The sequence below is a fragment of the Nocardia sp. NPDC049737 genome (assembly GCF_040674755.1).
In the GTDB taxonomy this organism is placed as follows: Bacteria; Actinomycetota; Actinomycetes; order Mycobacteriales; family Mycobacteriaceae; genus Nocardia.
Genome location: NZ_JBFANH010000062.1, coordinates 1 through 21,695 on the forward strand (window position 1 = coordinate 1; position 21,695 = coordinate 21,695).

Consider the following 21,695-nt stretch of genomic DNA (forward strand, 5'->3'; position numbering starts at 1 on the left):
ACCGCCCTAACCGGATTGGACCCGCTGTCCTCGAAAGGTAAATGGTATTTACACTCCGCGCTCGTCGCCCGCACTTACCGCAGGCGGGCCGACTCGGGTCATCCGCCGATCCGCTCGGCATCGAGAGTTCGCCATGAAGGGCCGGTCTGTAGCGGGAGTCGACTCAGCGACACTCAAACCACGTTCGCGGACATCAGCTCCGGTTGTTACGGCGCCACGTGGTGGAAATGCCACTCTTATCTATGAATGTAAGTCTTGACCGAATATCGGAAAAGCCTAGTTAGATGCTCGCTAAGCAAATGCCCAGCTCTCGACCTCGGTAACGAGGAAGGAACCACGATGACACTGCAGTCGATATTGGACGAAATACGTAAGCGCCCCGGCACAGGTGAGGTCATTCCGGTCATCGATCCTGTGACCGAAGATCAGATCACTGAGTTCACCGATTGCGGGGAAGAAGCGGTCAACGAAGCCGTGGCGCGTGCGCGGGCTGCCTTCGAGTCGGGTGTCTGGCACGGTTTACCCGGACGCGAGCGAGCAAAAATCATGTGGCGCATAGCCGATCTGATGGACCAGTACGCCGACGACCTCGCTGAACTCGATTCGCTCAATACCGGCATGCCACTGGCGCAGGCGAAGATGATCGTTCCGACCTGCGCCGAGTTCTTCCGCTACTACGCCGGTTGGTGCACCAAGATCAACGGCACCGCCCACGAAGTGCAAATGACCGGCGGGATTTCGGGTGCCTACGCGGATATGCACGCCTACACCCTCAAGGAACCCTATGGCGTAGTGGGACTGATCTTTCCCTGGAACGGCCCGGTCTTCAATGCGTGTGCCAAGCTCGCACCAGCACTCGCCGCAGGGTGTAGCACCGTGGTCAAGCCTGCCGAGGAAACGCCACTGTCGGCCCTGCTGCTAGACAGGATCATCACCGAAGCTGGCGTTCCCGACGGTGTCGTCAATCTCCTGACCGGCTACGGTCACACTGCGGGAGCAGCGCTCACCGCACATCCCGATGTCGACAAGATCGCCTTCACGGGGTCGACCGAAGTCGGCAAGCAGATCGTGCAGGCCTCCGCTGGCAATCTCAAGAAGGTCATGCTGGAACTCGGTGGAAAGTCGCCGGTGCTTATTTACGACGACGCCGATCTGAACATGGCCATCCTGATGGCGTCGATGGGCATCTTTGTGCACTCCGGACAAGGATGTGTTTGCGGATCACGCATCTTCGTTCAGCGCGGTGTCTACGACCAGGTCACAGAAGGCATTGCGACAGTGGCGAATTCACTGAAGCTGGGTGGTCCTAAGGAAGAGGGGAGCAATATCGGTCCTCTCATCAGCCACAAGCAGCTCACGCGCGTTATGGGCTTCATCGATGAGGGCAAGCAGGACGGCGTCGAGGTGGTCACTGGCGGGCACCGGCTCGACCGGCGCGGATACTTCATTCATCCGACTGTGCTCACCAATGTCGATCCCGGAATGAGGCTGTATCAGCAGGAGATCTTCGGGCCCGTAGTAACGATCACGCCATTCGATGACGACGACGAAGCCGTGGCCATGGCCAATGACACGACCTACGGGCTCGCCGCCACGGCCTGGACGAACAACCTCAGCCGGGCTCATCGCATCGCGAAGCGACTGCAGGCGGGGACCGTAACGCTGAACTGCCAGTTGGTCTTCGATCACAGCGTGCCCTTCGGCGGCTACAAGCAGTCCGGCTGGGGCCACGAATTCGGCAGGGAGGGCATCGAGGCCTACATGCAGACGAAATCGGTTTGGGCGCAGCTGTAGCTTTGCCGACAGTCCGCCCCATGCCCGGCGCAGCAGTGAGTGGGGCGGACGCCGCCAAGCACCTTCAATGCCGAATCGAGACCCGTCCGGCAAACAGCGGCCACAAAGCCACGCTGACCCCGAAATCCACCAATGACTTCAATGTCGCATCTCGACGGCGGTTTGGTGCTGGCGACGTTGGTGGCCGAGGTGAATGTTGCTGTCGGCATGTTGTTTTCAGGGTTGTCGCTGCCGCTACTCGTCGAGGATGTGGTCGATGGGGTTCGCGCATCCCGGTGCGGGCGCGAACTTAGGGCGGTCCTTGCGGCATGCCCAACCTGGGCACCCCCGTGCCAGCGCTCTTCGCCCGCTGGCATCCTCGACCAGAGCGACACCGCGCCTTGCATGACGGGGGGACACACTGAAAAGTGATGCCCTCAGTTCAGAAGAGGCTCAACCTGACCGAGTTCACGCCTGCCACGACTAGCCTTTCGCGCTGCGTGTCAAGCGCTGCGCGTCCAGGAGCCGAGCACCATCAACGTTTTGGTGCCGGTGACGCCCCCCTCCTGGCGGAGCCCATCGATGACCTTCCGCAAGTGCGCGATGTCACGCACCGTACATGGACGAGAGCTCAAAGAAGCCACCATCCAGGGCACCGCGCTGTGGTACGCCACCACGCAAGAAGCCGCTGACGCCCTCGCGGCCGTGGCGGCCGGACTCAACAACGGAGTCATCCAACCGGTCGTCTGAGACACAATGCCCCTGAGCGACGCATCCGCAGCCCACCGCAAGATCCTCGAACCCGGAACACGCGGCAAGCTCATTCTGATCACCGAATGACCCACGGAGCCAGAGCGTCTCGCGGGCGGTCAGCTCCCGGTCGGCACGAGCACGGTCTGGTCAGGTGTCGGTGTCGAGATCGCGTACTGGCACCGATCGTCACCCCCAGCCGACCGATTCACCCATGAGGTCTAGCTGATCGGCTAGTCAGGGTCAACGCCTGATCAGCGGTTGTCGGGATTAGAAGAATGTGTGCGGTCGGTGTCACCGACGACGAGCTGGCTCGGGCGCATTCCCCGATCGGTTTGGAACTGGGTGGGCGCTCGGTCTGCTTTCTACCGCGAAATGGGGCTGGTGCCAGCGGGGATTGTCAGAGGCTAGCCGTTCGGCTAGTCTAGGTCCCTAGTCGAGTGGTCCAGGAGAGTGTGATGCAAACTGTCATCGAGGCAGAAGGCGCGACGGAGAGCGCGAAACTACGATCGCAGTGGATAAGTCTCTGGATGGCACCATTTTTTGGGGCCGTTCTGCTCGTCGCATTCTTTTCCTTTCCTGGATTCTTGCCGGTCATGTCGCCCGAGATGACCGCCGTCGAAGTGGCTGGTTTCTACAATGAAAATACAGCCATGATCCGTTTCAGCATGATTACCTACAATCTCTGCGGGATCATGCTGATTCCCTTTTTCATGGTGATCGTCATCCAGATGAAGCGCATGGCGACGCCGAGCCAGGTGCTTGCTTACGGCTATCTTGCCTCGGTGACGAGCGGCGCGACACTGTTCGCCATCGCAGACATCTTCTGGCTTGTCGCGGCATTCCGTCCGGAACGGAATCCGCAGCTCATTATGCTGTTGAACGACCTGGCCTGGATCACCTTCACTGCTCCAGTCGGTATGCTCATCGTGCTGAATCTCTGCCTTGCGCTGGCCGTTTGGCTCGACCGTCAGCCGACCCCAATCTTTCCACGATGGGTTTCGTATTTCAGTATTGCGATCGCCATGGCGATGACACCCGGTGCATTCGCGGTCATTTTTCGGACCGGTCCGCTCGCGTGGGATGGCATCGTATCCTTCTGGCTCCGGATCGGTGCATTCAGCCTCTATCTGGTCGTCATGTTCTTCGTTGTGCTCGCAGCAGTCAGGCGGCAGGCCCGGGAAGCGTTGGTAGGGGTTGCGCAATGACCGATACGGTGTCGACGGCAATCTCGGTGGAGGGTGATCCGCGGAGTTATTCTCAACGGGGCAAGGTCGACCAGCTGGTTTGCTGGTGGACCCTGCCGGTCTTCTACAATCTGTTCGGGTTGGTCTTCGTGGTTCTCACCAGGGTGATGCCGCCGCCCCGGCCTGACGTGACCACGGATCAAATGGTCGACTTCTTCGATGACCATGCCACGACCATCAAGATCGGGTTCGTGATCCTGATGGTCGTCATGGGATTCGCGGGCATCGCAAATGGCCTCATCGCTCTTCAGATCAAACGAATGTCGGTGAGTCCGGTATTTGCCTATGCCTACATTGGAGCATTGGCGGTCGGTGCGGTGCCAGGTTGTTTGATGCCAGCGTTCTTTTTTCTGACGGCCACGTTCCGCACCGATCGTGATCCGCAGATTATCGCGCTCCTATACGATCTCGGATTTCTGTCCTTCGTGGGCTCCCTGGGTTGCTTCGCGACACAATGCATGGTTTTGGCGATCGCGATCTTCTTGGATAAGAACGATGTCTTTCCTAAATGGTTCGCCTATATTTCCATATGGATGATTGTCACGGAAATTCTCGCGGCGCCGGTGTTCGTCTTCAAGTCCGGACCTTTCGCCTGGAACGGATCTATTAGTTTCTGGGTCGGCACCGCGATTTTTGCAGGCTGGCAAGTATGCATGATCACATTGCTTCGCCGGACAATAAACCTTCAGTCTGTCGATGAGCAGATTCAGGACTGACGTGGAGCCGACGTGGCAGCCAGTTGAAATCCGAATCCCCGGAAGAATGGGACCAATACTATGACGAAAGCAGACCCGGTGGCGTCCGAACTCGAAGCCTCGTCGCCGACAGAGGCTCGTGACATAGGCCAGAAATCCGAAGCGCACCTGCCGGGCGACGTGGCAGTATGGGTTTTCGTCCTCGGAGACCTGATCATCTTCTCGTCGTATTTTATTATCTTCATGGTCGATCGCAATCGGGATCCGGATCTCTTCCTGCAATCGCAACAACATCTCGACCTGAACATCGGCGTCGTGAATACGCTGATACTACTGGCCAGCTCATGGTGTGTCGCAAGATCCGTGGTTGCCGCGCGGAATGGTGAATATCAACATGCGATGATGTTTACTGTAGCCGGTGGCCTCTGTGGTGTGCTGTTCGTGCTGATCAAGATCTACGAATGGTCCTCCAAGATCAGCCAGGGCATGACTCTCCCGAGCAACCACTTCTTCATGTACTACTACATGTTGACGGGAGTTCACCTGTTTCATGTCCTGCTCGGTCTCGTGATACTGGCGGTCGTTCTGGCGGAACTCCGAAACCCAAGGCTTCGCCGGATGAAAATGGTTGAGATCGGAGCCACGTATTGGCATATGGTAGATCTGCTCTGGATCGTTGTCTTCGCGCTCGTATATGTAGTGAGGTGAAGCGATGACTACTATGGCAACCAATACGCGGATCGGGTACGTGTGGGGGATCCTGTCCGTAATAACGGTGATATCGTGGCTTCTTGGGCACTCGGACACCGGAGGGCAAATCGTCGCCAGCGCGCCAATTACTATAGCGGTGTTGACGATGGGATTGATCAAGACGCGCCTCATCCTGCAGAACTTCGCCGAAGTGCATACGGCGCCGCGGTGGCTTCGCTTTTCCACCGACATCTGGTTGGTTGTCTTCTGGGGAACGGTACTGGTGATGTATCTCTACTGAGTGGTCGGCTATGTCGGCTCCGACCGTATTTTTCGGTGACGCTACCAGGCCTCGATCCCGTAGCCGGTGAGACGCCGCGCCAGGCTCATGACGATGGGGTGGATGCTGGCACCTCCGATTGCGGCCGCCAGTATCGCTGCGGGCACGCGCGCCTCGGCGCTCGCATCCTTGCCGGCCAGGACCGAGAAAGGCGTTCCATCAGTTGTTGGAACAGTTCATACTGGGCAACGAGCCGAATCACTACGGGATCGGTTTGCAGTGTGCTTGCCATGTGTCGCTCGAAGGAGAGATCGACCACTTGCACGAGTAGCGCTACACGCGCCTGAAGATCGTATTCTTCGGACTCGGCGGCGTCCACCGCCGCTTCCAGCTCGGCCAATTCGTACTCGGCGACGGCGAGAGTGGTGTCATTCTTTGGTTGTAGACGGCTGCCTTTGTGACACCGATGGCGTGGGCGATCATCTGAGGTGACGTTCCGCCGACACGGTGCTGCGCGAACATTGTGAGCGCCGCTGGGATGGTGCGGATCTGTGTGGCGATGTAGCGAAGACTCGATTTCTGCTGGTAGCACGTGATGAGGAGCTCACGGGACAAGGGTAGCCGATCGGCTTGTAATCCTCTTGTATCGCCCTAGCCGATCGGCTATAGTTTTGTCGAAGCTAGCCGATTGGCTAGCCTGATTGAATTGATGGCTATTGCGTGGAGGAGGCTTCTTGTACGCCACGTCGAAGGCCATACCACTGAAGAGGATATCGGCGCGGTTGCGGTGACCGTGTCATTTTGTCGGAGCGGACATCAGTTGGGCACTCAGGATTCACGCCTCGTTCGAAGAATTCGCCACCTCGTTGCTGGATGCGCCGATAGATGGCTGCGGCGAGCTGCGATTGCTGGTGGGCGATGGGTGGCGCTCGATACCACTGGCCCGGATCGTCAGGGAGTCAGTGATAAGCCAAGAAGTTCTCCTGCACCATTTCGAATCCAAATGGCAATGCCGGAATGCTGTCCTCGACGCTTGGGATGCCGATGACTAGAAGCATGTGGATTTGTCCGGGGACATCATCGAGCAGATCGAAAGGGGCGCCGATCGGTTTACGCGCTCGCCCGAACTCATCGGCGTGTGCGTCCTGCTCACCGAGAATTTCGGGCTGGACGTTCCGCCGCACGACCGTCGCCTCGGCAGGAACTAAATCGTCCATGACACCTGTCGCCGAAGGAATTCGGCATGGACAACGTGCCGGCATATACCACGCTGACCTTGGCTCCGATGCCAATGCTGTAGAAATTATCGCCTTTCTGAATGGAATGGAAACCTAATGGCTCCTCGATCCTTAGATTCCCCTGACCGCAGTGTTCCGGCAGTATTGCCGGTCGCCCACTCACGGGCTCACGCCCGTCGACACATATTGAGGTACCGGCTATCGGTCGTCGCCCCGAGCGCGGTCGAAGTGGTGCGCTATGCCGGAGGATGGCTTTTCGATCGTGTGATGGCGGGATGGGACGTGACGGTCCTGGTCGCCGACCACACCGATGTTCGGCCGCTGCAGATCCTCGGTGCGACGGTGCTCGACTTGGAGCGCTCGCTGGCGTCACCGCGTAGTCCCATACCGCACACTGTCGCGGTGGCCGTGGATCTATACGAGTCCGATGAGCGCGTCCGAAGGGGCGTGCTGGATATCCTGGATTGCGATCAGTCCGAGGTTGCTTTGCTTGGCGAGGTCTGCCCGAGTGAGCTGAGCCGCCGGATCGGATCGGTGCAACATCGGCTCAGTAGAGCTGCGCGAACATTCAAGGCGCAGGCTCTGGCCGCTGCTGCGGTGTCGGTCGAGTCGGTCGAGTCCGTCGAGGTGCTCCACAGTCGTTCGCTGTCGACCCCTCGTCCGCCGACGGCTGACCTCGTGCTCGCCTGAGGTTCGCTGCGAGGTGTGGTCCGCCGCCTGGTGGGATCCGTTCGGCTATGCCGCGTGGACACGAGCGGGTACGGGGTCGAACGTGTGGTTGACGCCGTGCTATTCGCAGACACCCAAGTGGTCGTTGCGCCTCACGAGTTTGTGGTCGCCGATAGAGAAGTGCACGGGTTTCCGCACCCTCCGTGCCCGCTCCGGAAAGTCTTGCGCAGCCCAATTGTCCACCGCGACGACGGCCTCGTGTCTGGGCCCCCGAGGACGCGATTGAGGTGCCGCCGACGAGTTCGGGCGGATGCAGCCGAGCCGGTTGCCAGAGCAGATCTCCGAGGCCCGCCGGTCGCCCCTCGGGGCGCAGCCCCCAGGAGGGCCCGTGCTTTTCGGCTGATGTGCATGTCCGGTACCAGCGAGTTCCAGGCCCAGCAGTTCTGTTCCCTTCTCCTCGGCGGCCATCCGGAGCGCCAGTTCGTAGCTGGCCGAATGCGCCAGCAGGAAGATGCCGGCGCCGCGCGAACGCCCTCCGAGATGTTCATCGATGGCCGCATACATCAGTTCGACACGGACTCGTATTCGGTGGTGGTCGTGCGTCCGTCCTCAGCGAGGTGTGCCATCTCAGCGCCTCCGGGCAACAGTTTTGGCGAACTCGTGTTGTGTAGATCCGCGACGCCCACGCCTGTCACTCGAGAGTAAGGAGCAGCCTGGCAGATTTAACGTAGGAATTGTCATCCATATTTGTGCACGAACCATTCTCAGCCGCAATCGAGACGTCAGTCTCGGCAACCGACTCTGAATCGAGAAACAGCTTTTACCGTCGCGAATCATTCAGGGATCGCGCGACGGATGAATGACACGATCAATGGAGATAGTGATGAAGAAACGAAGCATCCTCGGTCTCGTTGTACTGGCCGCCGCGGCAGCCCTGACCGGTATCGCGGCGCCGAGCGCATACGCCGAAGACCCTAGTCTCGCAGCGGATTGCGCAGTCCTCGCCCCGATCGGGTCCGAAGCGGTCAGTAGGCTCACGCCGCTGCAGTCGTTGCCGCCGGAGGAAGGGCAAGCAGCCCGAGACCAGTACGTCGGCGAATTGCAATCCCAGCTGTCCAACGTCTATACCGACAAGGGACAAGCTGATCTGTCGAATTATATCAACGTCGTACAGAACGCGACCTCGGCGTCCGATGCCGGACGGATCATCACCGCCATCCGCGCACTGCAAGCAGACTGCTCCTAATGCCCAAAGGGAAGTGGCGCTGCTGATGGTTGTGCTAATTCTGCGAGGCGTCCGCAATCGTCCACCCAATAACTGACGCAGGAAAGCGAGTCATCAGATGACCGGAAGAGTCGAAGGCAAGGTCGCCTTTATTACGGGCGCAGCCCGTGGCCAGGGTCGCAGTCACGCGCTGCGGTTGGCGCGGGAGGGCGCCGACATCATCGCTGTCGACGTGTGTAAACAGCTCGACGGCGTCAATATCGCGATGTCGACGCCGGATGACCTGGCCGAAACGGTAGACCAGGTGAAGGCACTCGGAGGGCGGATCCTTGCCGTCGAAGCGGACGTGCGTGACTTCGACGCCATGCAAGCTGTGGTAGACGAGGGAGTCAAACAATTCGGCCGACTGGACATCGTCCTGGCCAATGCCGGTCTGGCCAGCGATGGCGCCCGGATGGACGAGATGAGCGAAAAGACCTGGCGCGACATGATCGACGTCAACCAGACTGGTGTCTGGCTCACCACCAGGGTATCGGTCCCGCACATGATCGCCGCCGGTAACGGCGGGTCGATCATCTTGACCAGCTCGGTGGGTGGTTTGCGGGGCGGCCCGAACATCGGGCACTACATCAGTGCCAAACATGGCGTCATCGGCATAATGCGCACATTGGCAATGGAGCTGGGCGACAAGAACATTCGCGTCAACACCATCTGCCCTACCCAGGTGGCGACGCCGATGTTGCTGAACGAGAGCACCTATCGCATGTTCCGACCGGATCTGAAGCACCCAACAGTGGACGACTTCAAGGCCGTCTCCCAGTTCATGCACGTGCTGCCAATCCCGTGGGTCGAGGCCGAGGACGTCACCAACGCCGTCTTGTTCCTGGCTTCCGACGAGGCGCGCTACATCACGGGCGTCGCGCTGCCGGTGGATGCCGGAGGCATGCTCAAGTGACCAAATGAGCGCATCCGGCGCTACGGCGCTGGATGCGCTCGGTATCTACTGCGGTAAGCGAGAGCCGGTCTCATCTGCTGGGGCAGCGCCGGGTTTGCCGCAGCGCCCAGCGTGCCATCTCCGTCTGGTCCGCCCGGTCTGAGCGCGGCGTCAGCAGGCTCGCCGCTGCGCTGCCAGTGCGTCCGAACGCGATTCAGGCAACCAAGGCCCGGTCTGCTCGGGTTTGCCGACATCATTGTTGTCAACAAGGCCGATCGCGTGGGCGTGAGCAGACCGTGCGAGGGAGTTGCACATCGAAACCGGGCTGCCGATCCACACCATCGTGGCATCACTGGTACGGGCATCGGCGAATTGATTGAAGCGGTCAGAAGCTCGCCGCCGCGTATACGACTGCCCGTTGGACTGGGCGCGCGGGCCCGATCATGTCTCTTGCGCAAATCCGCCTGCGCACCGCTCCGACTTGGACGACCTCGCTGCTGCTGTTGCGGTCGGCCGCCACGCCGCCTATACGGCGGCGGATCTTTGCTGTGTCCTACCACCGAGACGGTGTTGCGCATGGCTGCTGCCGAGGCAGAAGCCGACGATGCGGCCTGCGGTGACACCGATTGAACATCAGCGCACTCACTCTGCGACGGAAAGAATCTGTCCGGCCGGTTTCGGCGGCTCTCACACTGTCTGCTCGGTGCGGTGCGTTGCCGAAATATTTGGCATCGCGTCCGGTTCGAATCGCGTTAACCCTTCCTGGGCATAGGACGCGACGAGGGTGCCGTCCGCAGTGAAGACATCGCCGCGGCCGAAGCGGCGGCCGTCCGTCAGCACGGGGCTGTGCTGGCGTAACAGTAGCCAGTCCGCAGTGCCGAACGGGCGATGGAACCAGAGGGTGTGGGAGGTCACGGCGGAATCGAAGTCCGTGCCGTTGCCTTGCTGGCTCACGCCGTCCACCGGCGGTGACGCGGTGCCGAGGAGGTTCAAATCGGTGGCGTACGCGGTCAGAATGGACGCCAGTTCACGGCTGACCTCGGGGTTACGCATCGGCAATTCGTACTCTGACGCGGCCGACGCCGTGGCGTTCAGGTCTGCGGCGGGGCGGGTTTTCCACGGCAGCAAGTCGAACGTGACCTGATGTTCGGGCGGCAGTATGGGCGCGATATCGGCACTGGTTTGATGGAGCGGGCCGCCTTCGGTGATGTGCATGGATACCGAGGCGCTGGCGACCACGGCTGTGCGCTGCTTTGCGATGATCGTCAGCGTCGCGAATGAGCGGCCCTGGTGATGGCAGGCCACCTCGTACCGGACGGGCTCCTCGTGCCGACCCTCCTTGGCGAAAATCGCGTGCACGGATTTGACGGTCTTGTCCGGGTAGGCGAGTCCGGCCGCACGGATGAGCTGCCCGAGAATTTGCCCACCAAAGAGGCGGTGGTAGCTCAACGGCAGATTTGGTCCCTCGAATGCGACTAGGGCGGTTCCGGGTTCGGCCGACCCTTCACGCCGATCGGTGGCACCGGATGGTGGGCAGCGACGTAGATCGAGACAAGCGAGTAGGTCACTCCACAGGTCGGGCATATTTCCGATTGTAATCGATATTCTTTCTATGGGAGAATTGTATTCTCGCACACTGTGTGGACAATCCGGCGGTGCAGAAGTTCCAGACTGAAGTCAATGCCGCCTGGCGTGCGGCGACCTTGGCCTGCTGGAGTTGCCTGGTTCAGGCTTCGGCTGCGCTGCACGTGGTGTCGACTGTGCTCCTCGATGCGGCGCTATTGATTCTTTTGATGCGAAGATACTTTGCGAATATTGAGAGGATTATATTCCGCGAGCCGACCGTACCGTGGAGAAGCTCGTGACCTGGACGCGGACTTCGACGCAAAGTGCCGAGTGAGGTGATTCGGGAACCGGGCAGGCGCGCCGGGGCAGTCGGAGGATCATTCGCATCGCGGTCGGCCGGTCGTGATCGGCATGCTCGACCGCGCCGCGCACCAGCTAAATCCGTACTCAGTCCGACGATGGCATGTGTCGATGTGGCCCGGGCTCGTCTGCCTTGCGACCGAGCTGCACCTCAGCCCCTCGCATCGGTCAGCCGGTCAACCAGACCCCAGCGCAGCGCCGTCGGCACGGACAGCCGCTGCCCGGTCAGCATGAGCCAAGCCGCCCGCCATCGGCCGATGCGGCTCGGCACGCTGACCGTCCCGCCCGCACCTGGCACCAAGCCCATGTGCACTTCCGGAAAACAGAAGAACGCGTCCGGGGTGGCGGCGACCGTGCCCGCGAACGCGGCCATCTCGGCGCCCGGGCCGATACAGGCCCCGTTTACGCACGCGACCAGGTGACCGGCGATGCGGTCGAGCACTCGCCATGGCGCACGGTCCAGCCGCACCAGATACCCCGCGACCAAGTCGGTTGCACAGCCGAACTCGTCCAGATCGCCGCCGCTGCAGAAGGCCGGTCCGGCACCGCTCAGTTCGACTGATGTGATGCTCGGGTCGGCGGCCGCCACCTGCGCAGCGGCCAGTAACTCCTCACGCAGCCGCATGCTCAGCGCGTTGCGGCGCTGCGGGTGGTCCAGCATGATCGAGAGGTGTCCGTCGGTGCGGTGTAGCCGAACCAAAGCCCGGTCGGTACGGGGTCGCGGGCGGGCGGGTCCACGTTCGGCGAGCCATCGGGCGAACTCCGGACCGGCGAGCAGCATCGAGTAGACGGCAGCCTCCGCTGCCAGGGCTTGCGTGGTGTCCAGCTTGGTGGTTTGGCGCAGCAATTGGCCACAGGCGAGTGCTGCTCGTGGCGACCGGGCAACCGCCGCACGCAGCGTCGCGAGGGCGGCGTTGATGTCCTCGACCGGTATAACCTGGTGCAGGAGATCGGCCACCGGTAGATCGGTCAATGTCAGGGTGGTTGCGGCGAGAACCGGGCCCATGGGCCTGGTCGGCGGACGGTTCAGCACCCCGATGATGAGCGACAGCGAATCTCCGATGAGCGTTGCCGTCCTGGCGATCGTCTCGGCCGGAGCATCGCATAGATCGTCGAGTTCCAGCACCACCAGCGGCCGTGTCGGCACTCCCGATTCCGAGAACTCGAAACCATCATCGACGAGCGGATCGCTCACCATTTCGCGGCGGCGCTTCGGGATAACCGGTGAATGTCGCGCAAACACGGACATGCAGCAACCTACTTTCCAGCGAGGAATTGCACCCGGCTCCCCGCGACGTGCGACGGACGGGAACCACCTACGGTGGTGATCGTGATCGTGGTTTCGACGGGGAGCCAGCCTCTCGTGGCGGTCTCCGTCCCGACCGCCGCCCCCTAGCGGCGTCGAGGTCGGTGAGATCCGCCGCAGTGGTCCAGTAGAGATCATTTCGACTAGTTGAGAGAATCATATTCTCCCCTATTGCATGTGGCAATATCCTGCTAGATCTGGAATCTCTGGACTTCGCCATCCGCGTTGCGCCAGAGTTTCGGCGCAACCGTCCAATCGGCCTCGGAAAGGATGGCAGCCCACAGGATTTCGGCCGGCAACCGGGACCGGGGCCGATGTCGGCAATTCCGCGGACCAGGGGGACTCGGCCCGGGGACAGCTTCTTTCGTCGCGGCGGTGGAGTTCTCGGCCAATAGCGCCGTGAGCGATACCGGTTGCGGCGCGCGGCCGCTCGCCCGGACCGGGCACCGCGTGCGAAGTGCAAGGCCGCGGTGATCGGGTGGCCCACGGGGCGACCGATACCGCTATGCGTGGACGAATCCGTGGGCGCAGAAGTTCCAGACTTCCGCCGCGGTGATCGGGTGCGCCGCCTCGTCGTCTGTGCTGCCCGCGGATTGTGCGGTGAACATGACCGTCTGCATCAGCAAGGCGGTCATCCGGCGGGGATTGAAGTCTTCGCTCAGCTGGCCAGCCTTCTCGGCCTCTTGCATCAGGTCGGTGAACAGCGCCAGCAGCGCTGCGTGCGCGACTTTGACCTGGGCAGGATGGGAGACCAGCAGCTGCGGCGCGAAATCCGTGAACAGGGGGCGCTGCGCAGTAGGGTCGGGCTTGCTCAGCTCGAACAGCAGCTCGACGGTTACCTGCAGGCCATCCAGCGGGTCGGGCTTGTCATCGGCGGCGGCTCGTAGCTGGTCGGCAGTGCGGCCGAGCGCATCCTCGAACAGAGCGAGCAGTAGCTCGTGTTTCCCGTCGAACAGCAGGTAGAAGCTGCGCAACGACTGGCGGGAACGATCGACGACCTCCTGCACGGTGAAGTCGGTGGTGCCCTTCTCCATGATGATCGCCTGAGCGGCGCCGAGGAATCGCAGTACCCGCTGTTCGGCACGAAGTTTCGCGTCGTGGATCGAGCGTTCGACAGCGCGCTCCTTCCAGGCGGGCTCTTCGCCGAGGCTGGTCACGATCGGCTCTGTCCCAAGTTATGTGTGCAGAACATGGATGGACTCTACCGGAGAATGTCATGTTTCCAGCTGCTCATTGTGTGTTTCAACAACCATAATGGGAACTGCTACTTTCCCGTGAAGAGAATGCTATTCTCGCGATATCGCTCAATGATAGCTGGCAACGGAGGCGGTCTGGATGGTTTTGGAGTTCGACTCCGATCGACGGCTATGGCGGAACAGGGTCTGTGATGTCATCGCAGAGGAGTGCCCGCCAGCACCGATCTACGAGGTAGTCGACATGAACAGGGATCCGGCCGCGCCGAGGCGGACCTATATCGGACTTGGGTGGCCAGGTTGACGGCTCCGTCCGAGGCACGCGCGGAGGCACTCTGTACCGCCTCCGAAGTGCATGCCTGGGAACTTGGATACCGTGCGACAAGCTCGACGAGAACTCACGGGCATTGGCGGCGCGGATAGCCGAGATACGTTCGCTCGGGCTGCGTCAGGCCGAGGGGCGGTCAACCGGACCTTAAATATCGTCCAAGGCTTCTGTGCCGTAATCCGGTCGGTATTCGTCGGTGCATGTAACCGGTCATGGGAATCTGTTGAGCGTGAATGGGCGCCCGGTAAATGATGGCGCTCAATAGTATGAAGCAGAAGATAATGTGATTAGCTCGCCCTAGTGTGTAAAATCGGCGCCCGGAGTGTCGATGGAAATGGTGGAATTTGTACGAGTATATATCTCTAGATCGATAACATGCCTGTTGTCTCGCATTTCTCCTTTTTAGCCGGATGGTCATTCGACTGAAAAGGGTATGCGGCGAACAAGGGTTTTTGTACACTACCCCGATTCTCATACCGAGAGGAATCATTATGCGTGATAACGTTGTCCGCCGAACCGTGGCCTGGTGTGGTATTGCGGCGATTGCATTCGCTGCCGTTACCGGCTGTAGCTCCGATGATAAGAGTTCCGATAGCAATGCGTCGACGGCGACCTCGTCGTCGGTTGCTGTCGGCCAAGCTGACGCTGCGACGACCAAGGCCATTAGCGATGCCTACATCCTGTTCTTCGACGGGAAGGCGGCCCCGGACAAGAGGGCCGCGGGCGTTGAGAGGGGGTCGGAATTCCTGACACTGCTGCAGGGGCAGGCGGCTGATCCGCAGGCGCAGAGCACCTCGGTCACCGTGTCGGCGGTGAAACTCACCGGCGCCGGCCATGCCGATGTCACCTATACGCTGCTGATGGGCGGTAACCCAGTGCTGCCGGACCAGACCGGTGAGGCTATCCAGGAAGCCGGCCAATGGAAGGTCGCAGCGACTACCTACTGCGCATTGATGGCACTTCAAGGCGGTAAGTCGACCGCTTGCGGGTAGCGCCGCGCTTTCGGTACTCGGCGGTGGTCCGCCGAGCGCCGAAAGGTCTACCGGGGGGTCAAGCATGCTCCGGTGAGACGGTGATAACTGCTGCGATCCGGCCTAGCTCGGCCGGTATCGCGCCGCCGAAATGAGTCACGCAGGGAGTGATCACCGCGTCAGCTTCTGCCTTTCTGGCTACCGCGATCAACTGCCCCACCGGATCGTGGGTGCGGTCGCTGATTGCCATTATCTTGGCGAGGTTATACCCGAGCCGCGCTGCCAAGCGTCGGATCTGGGTCTCGTCCCAGGTTTTGCCGTATGCCGGAAACATCGCTCCGCAGATAGCCGATTGCGGTGGGAACCAGTCTCATATCGGCTTCCGTTCAAGTTGATGCGAGAATCTAATTCTCATAGGCTAACAATAGTGTTTCCCGGAGCGGTAGAAGTGGGTTTGAGAAGAGGTTCGGTGACGCTGAAAAATTGGTCATGACGGTAAGCCCTACTCAGCGGCCTCATCATAATCGCCCAATGGATTTGTCCGGATATCTCGCGCTTGTTGCCGAGGTTCTTCGCCGAGCAGCGGCCCGTCCAATCGGGGCGATGACGATCACCTGGCGTCAGGCACTCACGATGATCGTCCGATCGTGGTGGCCTTGGTCTTGCGAATCCTGTTGTACCGGACCAGAACCGGTGCGGAGATGCGGGCCACCGTCGCCCGATGACCTTCAAGGGCTCGATTGTAGTCGGCATCGTTTCTTACCGCCCGCTGGTTTCGCGGGGCAGATCTCGTTGTGCCAGTTGAGCATCGCGGCGATGGCGGTCGCCGCGTTGGTCCGTGCACTGATCCCACTGACTGCGCTACGGCTGCCCGTGGTCTAGCTCGCCTTTGGAATGGTCGCCTTTCGCATACCCGGTGCGCCGAAACCGATCACCTCGCGGTCCGGTACATCGTCTGATCGAGTAGGTGCTAGTAGCACCATCTTGCAGGATTCGCGGTCGGGCATCGTAGAGCACCATAGGGACGTGGCGGTCCAGATCGAGCGCGTTGTAGACCGAATCGATGGTGTAGATGGCGGTACCGTCAAAACAGTTGACCGCGATCGCAAAGGATAGTCCGCGGCCTTCGAAATAATCGATCGCGGCAAAGGAGTTCGGAAGCCGCTGGGTGTCGGCGATGACCACCGCGCCGAGCGCGCCACGGGCCATCTCGTCCCACAGGAATCAGAATCGGTCCTGGCCTGGGGTGCCGAACAGATACAGCACCAGGTTCTGATTGATGGTGATGCGGCCGAAGTCCAGCGCGACGGTAGTCGTCGCCTTTGCCTCCACGCCCGACAGATCGTCGATGCCGGTGGACAATTTGGTGATCAGTTCCTCGGTGCGCAGCGGCGCGACCTCGCTGATCGAGGCAACCATGGTTGTTTTGCCGACGCCGAAACCGCCAGCGATAAGGATTTTGACCGAAGCCGCCCGCGTGGCCGCGGACATCATTTCAGGCACAGTGTTCTACAGCTTTCGGATTCCATCGAGTATTGCTTGCAAGACGGTGACATCGCTGGAGCCTTCGTCGGTGGGTTTGGGTGTCCGGAAGTGCAACTGCCCTTCGTCGATCAGATCGCCGACCAGTATTTTCGTCACCGCCAAAGGCAAGGCAAGGATGGCCGACACCTCGGCCACCGACTGCGCGACCCGGCACATCCGAATGATTTCCGCGTATTCCGGCTCCGCTCGTCGCAGCTCCGGCGGATCGGGCGCTGTCACGACCAGTGTCAGCATGTCCAGGTTCCGTCCCGGCCCGGTGGTCCGGCCCCGCGTCACCGCGTATGGGCGGACCAGCGGCCCCGCCTCTTCGTCGAACAAGGAATGCCCGAAGAATGTCATGGCAGTCGAGGAATTTGTCCGGTTCGACCGTCCAGCCAGTCGAGATCACCTGTGTTGGAAGAGGTCACCTTCGCCTTCCTGTTCATCCGATGTCACGATGGCCGGGTTCGTACCGGTGGGGTTATGGTCCTGGGTGGCTTGACGGCCCCGCTTCGTCCCGATCTCGATGGCGGACATGAGATCTCGCGCGCTCTCGGCGGATCGGGCATGGTGCGGTGCAGCTTCGGGTTCGGGGCTGCGGTGTTGCGCCAACTCGGGCGTGAGACTGGCTTGTCGGCGCCGCCGAGGCAGCGCTGGCCTCGGATCGGTGCTTCCGGGCGCTATCGATTCGGTTGCGTGATGGTGCGGGTATTTCGTTGGCGCGTGCCCCAGCAGGGACGTGGGTGCGATCGGGAGCGGGGCGGCGGTGATGTCGGTGACCGGTACTTCACCAGTCGTGGTTGGTTCCGGACGATAACTCGTAACTCGGTCGGACAAATGATCGGGATTGGCAATCGAAAGATCGGTGGCGACCAGCGCGAGCGGGATGAGCACGATCGCCCGGATACCGCCGTAGTCCGATTCGGACAGCTTTGTCGAGATATTGTGCCGCGCGCCGAGTTGCGCGACGACGAACAGTCCGAGCCGTGAGCTCTCCGACAGTGACGTGACACTGAAGTCCGGCGGTGTGCGCAGCATCCCGTTGGCCCACTCGAGCTCGTCGTTGGCCATACCTATGCCCTGGTCAGTGATTTCCAGGATCACGCCCTTGCCCGCTGGATTGCCGGTGACGCGGACATGCGATTGCGGCGGCGAGAATGTCGTGGCGTTGTCGAGCAGTTCGGCGAGCAGGTGGGTGAGGTCTGCCACCACGTCGCCGATCAGCAGAATCTGCGGCAACCTGCCGGTGTGTACCCGTGTGTAGTCGACGGTTTCGCCGATGGCGCTGCGGACCACATCGATCAGCGGTACCGGCCGCCGCCACTGCCGGACCGGCTGCCCGCCAGCGAGAACGATGAGCTTCTCGGCATTGCGGCGCTCTCGCGTAGCCAGGTGATCGAGCTGGAAGAAGACCTTCAACAGCGCTGGATCCTCCTGCCGCGACTCGGCCGCATCGAGGAGCTCCAGCTGCCGGTGTACCACCATCTGGCTGCGGTGCGCGATATTCAGGAAGACCGCGCGCACGCCCGCTTGGGTCCGAGCCGCGGTGATCGCGGCGCCGACGGCGGCGGTGTGGGCATGGTTGAACGCCGTGGCCACCGAGCCGAGTTCGTCGCGGCCGAAATCCAGTCGTGCTGCTTCGGTATCCGCGCCCAGGTCCGCGCCGGTGGCGAGACGACTCATGGTTTCGGGCAGCCGAACCTGGGTCAGTGCGAGTGTTTCCACACGCAGCCGCCGCAGCCGTCCGATGAGTCGGTTCGCGAGCCACAGCGCTACTAGGAAGGCCGCGATCGCGAGGCCGAATACTCCGCCTCCGGCGATCGCTGAGTTCTTCGCGTCCCGACTGGCCGTCTGTGCGGCACGATCCAACGACTGCGCGACATGGCTGCCCCATAGTTCCATCAGCCGCTTGTTCACTTCGGTCGCGGCGTCGCGCCACTCGCGGGCGTTCAGCGGCGATGGGGACGTCGTTGCCGTCTTGGTCCGAACCGGATGGATGATGGCGTCTTCCATTGTGCTCAGGCGATGCCAGTCAGGGGTATCGATGATCGCTTTCGCCTGGAGCCCTACGTCCGTCGACTGGTTCGCCATCTGTTCGAAATAGGTGTGGTAAAAGCCGACGAGATTTCGCAATTCGGTGGTCAGCGACGGCGGCAGGAGAGCTGTTTCGTTGAGGACGGCAGCGATGAGTGCACTGCTGCGCGACATCGCCTCGACCGCACGCAGCATTTGGAGACTGTTGGCCATCTCGACGGCGGCGCTGACAGTGGGGGCGTTGTTCTCGATGAGCGCGGTGCCGCTGCGATCGAAGCCGGACAGCATCGCGGTGTAAAACGTATAGACGTCCGATATCGGCATCGTGCTCGAGTCCACTTTGTCGCGGATGCTCAGCAACTGTGATCGCAACATGTTGAAGTCACTGAGCTGCTGCTGCAGCTCGTTCGCACCCGTGCTTTGCAGTGCCGGCATATTGGATCCGAGCGCGCGCAGAGCGTCGTCGAGATGCTGCCGTGCGGTGGCGAGCCCCACCGGATCCGGATCTGCGACCGCGAGCTGCCATACCGTCAACAAGCGCTCTTGCTCGACGGCGGAAGCCATTGCCTGGTTGTTGGCCATGGAATCGCCGAGGATTTCCGCGAAGTTTTGCGCCTGTTGTCCGTGCCGCACCAAAAAAGTTGCGGCGCCACCACCTATCGACATCAGGGTCAAACTTGGGATGAGTGCGATCAACAGTATCCGGGTCCGGATACCCCACCTCGCGGTGAACGGCACGGATTCTGCGGGCGGCCCGATGCCGCGCTCTGCATCAGTCATGAGAAAGAATCATATTTCCGAAAATGGGAGAGTGTGTCATCCGCAAATGCGAATTACATTTCCGTGATGATAGATCGGTGCCCCCGTGCTGACAACAGCGATCTGGGGGCGGGCGCGTGCCGTTGACACGGGATCAGGCCTGCCCAGAGGCGCCGTCCATGCCTTGCTGCGATGCCCGGCGCCTCGATCCGTGATATCACACAATTTCGCTGACACACGATTGGGTGCATCCACGCTACTGAGAACTTTGTTCTCTAAGAATGAGAGGATAAGTTTCTTGTAGAAAGAGCGCCGATCGGCGCCCCGCTGGCTACCGTGCATCGGTAGCCGACCGATCTCGGCACCGAGAATTCCCCACTCGGTGACCTGATCCGCGCGGGGAAGGTCGATCAGACCGTCGACATCACCCAGGTCGATCGGGACGCTGATGGCACGCCCAAGAGCCTGGTCGTCGATAGTGTGCCCGCGAACCCGTTGGCCACGGCCTTCGAGTTCACCCTGTACGCGGCGGACGGCACGACCAGCAAAGGCGCGCTGTCGGGCACGTGGGACGCCGCGTCGAAGACCTTCACTCTCGGTGACGGCAATGCGGCTGAGGTGTTGAGCGCCATCGCCGTCGGCGCAAAGGTGCGGATCGACAACCGCTGGTATTTGGCGTTGCCGACATACTCGCGCCACCAGGTACCGGCCAGGTCCGGCTACTACGCCTTCGACCAGTATCGCGGCCCGAATGGCAACCCCATTTATCCCCAGCGAGCCACCGAGGTCGGCCCGTCGATCTCCAAGAGCGTTTCCGGCGGCGGCACCCACACCGGCAAGGTCAACGGCAAGGTGATCATGGTATGTGGCCTGCTCGATTCCGATGCCTTCTCGTGGGACGGAGACTGGTACAGCAGGCAGGCCAAGGCGGCGTTGGGGAACAAGTACGACGACACCTTCCGGCTCTGGTACAACGACAACGCGGACCACATCGCGCCCGCCCGCACCGACCGCCTTATCGACTACCGGGGTGTCCTGCACCAGGCGCTGCGCGACGTGGCCGCCTGGGCCGAAAGGGGCAAGGCGCCAGCACAATCGACGCACTACGACGTGACGGACAGCCAGATCTCGGTACCCGACCATGCTGCCCAGCGCCGCGGCATCCAGCCCGTGGTCGATCTCGAAGTCAACGGCAGAGACCGGGTCGAGGTTTCCCCTGGCACCACGGTCACGTTCAAGGCCAAGATCGAACTCCCGCCCGGCACTGGCGAGGTGGTGGCCGCCGCGTGGAACTTCACCGGCACCGGGGATGTCGCGCCAGCGGCTCTATCGGGAGCCGACCGCCAATCCGGCGTTGTGACACAAACATTCACTTACGATAAACCCGGTACTCACTTCCCCTCGGTGCTCGCCACCGCACAACGCGACGGTGACCCGAATGACGAGTTCACCAAGATCGACAACCTCGGCCGGGTTTGCGTCGTCGTCCGCTGACCAGCAGCGATAAGAGCATGGAAGAACTCGGGGCACCCGAGTTCTTCCATGCTACGAAAGATGTTGTCCGCGTTGGTATAGCGTGGTCATGCGTGTGACCACCGCGCGGAAGAGGGCGTCTCGAGCAGCAGCGGCCGCGGCGGCAGCACAGCCCCCAGATGGCTCCCCTCCCAATTGTGACCTGGTAGTGGAGCTGGCCGTCATGGTTTCGCGGGATGTCGGTGGCTAGTGTCGGGCGCCTGGCGCGCGCGAGGTGAACAGTTCACGCCGATGATCCACGACGCCGCTCCCTCAGCTCACTGTCCCCGCATGCTGTGCAAGGTGGTGGCCACGTATTTCTCCAGGACCGGGTCGCGCATGGATGGTGTTTCGGGCAGGCCGATCAGCAGCGGGTACAAGCCGGCGATGAAGAACAGTACGCTGTGGAATACGTCTGTGTCGGAGGCGATTTCGCCTCGTTCGCGTGCGCGCTCCAGTTCGTCCATGAGCACGATGAACACCGGGTGAGCGCTCCACTCTTCGTACTGTGCGCGGGTGGCGGACAGGTGCAGCGCAAGAAAGTCCTTGAACAGGTGACTGCCGAGGCGTTTTCGGATGGCCTCGTGCAGGCGTACCGATTCGGTCAGCGTCGCGGCCAAGTCGTGTGGTTTACGGAGGAA

19 protein-coding genes and 2 pseudogenes are annotated in these 21,695 nt (G+C 61.3%); 12 read left to right on the plus strand and 9 right to left on the minus strand.

Going from position 1 to position 21,695, the window contains the following annotated elements; genetic code table 11:
- The first annotated feature begins 339 nt into the window (after window positions 1–339).
- The 6 genes from AB0J47_RS40690 (at window position 340) to AB0J47_RS40715 (ending at window position 5,456) form a co-directional block, all read left to right on the plus strand.
- Window positions 340–1,794 (plus strand): aldehyde dehydrogenase family protein, encoded by a 1,455-nt coding sequence (locus AB0J47_RS40690; RefSeq protein WP_329406805.1) that lies wholly within the window; start codon window positions 340–342, stop codon window positions 1,792–1,794.
- Window positions 1,795–2,355: 561 nt separating this feature from the next.
- On the plus strand, window positions 2,356–2,523 hold the full coding sequence (locus AB0J47_RS40695) for a hypothetical protein (RefSeq protein ID WP_364359575.1): 168 nt from the start codon (window positions 2,356–2,358) through the stop codon (window positions 2,521–2,523).
- A 458-nt stretch (window positions 2,524–2,981) separates the two neighbouring features.
- Complete coding sequence (locus AB0J47_RS40700; protein WP_329406808.1) at window positions 2,982–3,731, plus strand: hypothetical protein; 750 nt, start codon at window positions 2,982–2,984, stop codon at window positions 3,729–3,731.
- Window positions 3,728–4,486: a hypothetical protein gene (locus tag AB0J47_RS40705; protein WP_329406809.1), complete on the plus strand. Its 759-nt coding sequence runs from the start codon at window positions 3,728–3,730 to the stop codon at window positions 4,484–4,486. Before AB0J47_RS40700 ends, AB0J47_RS40705 begins: the two co-directional genes overlap by 4 nt.
- Before the next feature lie 60 nt (window positions 4,487–4,546).
- Entirely contained in the window at window positions 4,547–5,173 is a 627-nt protein-coding gene (locus AB0J47_RS40710) for a cytochrome c oxidase subunit 3 family protein (RefSeq protein ID WP_329406811.1), read from the plus strand.
- A 13-nt stretch (window positions 5,174–5,186) separates the two neighbouring features.
- Window positions 5,187–5,456 (plus strand): cytochrome C oxidase subunit IV family protein, encoded by a 270-nt coding sequence (locus AB0J47_RS40715; protein WP_364359600.1) that lies wholly within the window; start codon window positions 5,187–5,189, stop codon window positions 5,454–5,456.
- 938 nt (window positions 5,457–6,394) lie between these two features.
- On the opposite strand, the gene AB0J47_RS40720 is transcribed toward AB0J47_RS40715, so the two are convergent.
- Window positions 6,395–6,619 carry a hypothetical protein gene (locus AB0J47_RS40720; RefSeq protein WP_329406816.1) on the minus strand — a complete coding sequence of 75 codons (225 nt, stop codon included), beginning with the start codon at window positions 6,617–6,619 and terminating at the stop codon, window positions 6,395–6,397.
- 240 nt (window positions 6,620–6,859) lie between these two features.
- Here AB0J47_RS40720 and AB0J47_RS40725 point away from each other — a divergent pair, with 240 nt between their 5' ends.
- The 3 genes from AB0J47_RS40725 to AB0J47_RS40735 all read left to right on the plus strand — a co-directional run bounded on the left by AB0J47_RS40725 (window position 6,860) and on the right by AB0J47_RS40735 (window position 9,522).
- Entirely contained in the window at window positions 6,860–7,363 is a 504-nt protein-coding gene (locus tag AB0J47_RS40725) for a hypothetical protein (protein ID WP_329406818.1), read from the plus strand.
- Window positions 7,364–8,225: 862 nt separating this feature from the next.
- Window positions 8,226–8,588 (plus strand): hypothetical protein, encoded by a 363-nt coding sequence (locus AB0J47_RS40730; RefSeq protein ID WP_329406820.1) that lies wholly within the window; start codon window positions 8,226–8,228, stop codon window positions 8,586–8,588.
- Between the two features lie 97 nt (window positions 8,589–8,685).
- Window positions 8,686–9,522 (plus strand): mycofactocin-coupled SDR family oxidoreductase, encoded by an 837-nt coding sequence (locus AB0J47_RS40735; protein WP_329406822.1) that lies wholly within the window; start codon window positions 8,686–8,688, stop codon window positions 9,520–9,522.
- 666 nt (window positions 9,523–10,188) lie between these two features.
- Here the strand turns inward: AB0J47_RS40735 and AB0J47_RS40740 are convergent.
- The gene (locus AB0J47_RS40740; protein ID WP_364359583.1) at window positions 10,189–10,950 is read right to left on the minus strand and encodes an acyl-CoA thioesterase domain-containing protein; all 762 of its coding nucleotides are present in this window, start codon (window positions 10,948–10,950) and stop codon (window positions 10,189–10,191) included.
- 206 nt (window positions 10,951–11,156) lie between these two features.
- Between AB0J47_RS40740 and AB0J47_RS40745 the strand changes: the two genes are divergently transcribed.
- Window positions 11,157–11,366, plus strand: a complete 210-nt coding sequence (locus AB0J47_RS40745) for a hypothetical protein (RefSeq protein WP_364359586.1) — start codon at window positions 11,157–11,159, stop codon at window positions 11,364–11,366.
- Between the two features lie 212 nt (window positions 11,367–11,578).
- Here AB0J47_RS40745 and AB0J47_RS40750 read toward each other — a convergent pair whose 3' ends face one another.
- Together AB0J47_RS40750 and AB0J47_RS40755 are read right to left on the minus strand one after the other, a co-directional pair.
- Complete coding sequence (locus tag AB0J47_RS40750) at window positions 11,579–12,676, minus strand: enoyl-CoA hydratase/isomerase family protein (protein ID WP_329406829.1); 1,098 nt, start codon at window positions 12,674–12,676, stop codon at window positions 11,579–11,581.
- 560 nt (window positions 12,677–13,236) lie between these two features.
- Window positions 13,237–13,890, minus strand: a complete 654-nt coding sequence (locus tag AB0J47_RS40755) for a TetR/AcrR family transcriptional regulator (RefSeq protein WP_364359590.1) — start codon at window positions 13,888–13,890, stop codon at window positions 13,237–13,239.
- A gap of 855 nt (window positions 13,891–14,745) precedes the next feature.
- On the opposite strand from AB0J47_RS40755, the gene AB0J47_RS40760 reads away from it, so the two are divergent.
- Complete coding sequence (locus AB0J47_RS40760; RefSeq protein ID WP_329406833.1) at window positions 14,746–15,246, plus strand: hypothetical protein; 501 nt, start codon at window positions 14,746–14,748, stop codon at window positions 15,244–15,246.
- Between the two features lie 58 nt (window positions 15,247–15,304).
- Here AB0J47_RS40760 and AB0J47_RS40765 read toward each other — a convergent pair whose 3' ends face one another.
- The 4 genes and pseudogenes from AB0J47_RS40765 to AB0J47_RS40780 all read right to left on the minus strand — a co-directional run bounded on the left by AB0J47_RS40765 (window position 15,305) and on the right by AB0J47_RS40780 (window position 19,563).
- Window positions 15,305–15,559, minus strand: a complete 255-nt coding sequence (locus tag AB0J47_RS40765) for a hypothetical protein (protein ID WP_329406836.1) — start codon at window positions 15,557–15,559, stop codon at window positions 15,305–15,307.
- A 527-nt stretch (window positions 15,560–16,086) separates the two neighbouring features.
- Window positions 16,087–16,719: pseudogene (locus tag AB0J47_RS40770) on the minus strand (ATP/GTP-binding protein).
- A gap of 15 nt (window positions 16,720–16,734) precedes the next feature.
- Complete coding sequence (locus tag AB0J47_RS40775) at window positions 16,735–17,109, minus strand: DUF742 domain-containing protein (RefSeq protein ID WP_329406838.1); 375 nt, start codon at window positions 17,107–17,109, stop codon at window positions 16,735–16,737.
- A gap of 45 nt (window positions 17,110–17,154) precedes the next feature.
- Entirely contained in the window at window positions 17,155–19,563 is a 2,409-nt protein-coding gene (locus AB0J47_RS40780) for a nitrate- and nitrite sensing domain-containing protein (protein WP_364359595.1), read from the minus strand.
- A 459-nt stretch (window positions 19,564–20,022) separates the two neighbouring features.
- On the opposite strand from AB0J47_RS40780, the gene AB0J47_RS40785 reads away from it, so the two are divergent.
- A complete protein-coding gene (locus tag AB0J47_RS40785) occupies window positions 20,023–21,036 on the plus strand; it encodes a hypothetical protein (RefSeq protein ID WP_329406843.1) in 1,014 nt (337 codons plus the stop codon).
- A 296-nt stretch (window positions 21,037–21,332) separates the two neighbouring features.
- Here the strand turns inward: AB0J47_RS40785 and AB0J47_RS40790 are convergent.
- Window positions 21,333–21,695 (minus strand): annotated as a pseudogene (locus tag AB0J47_RS40790) (TetR/AcrR family transcriptional regulator); the annotation flags it as partial.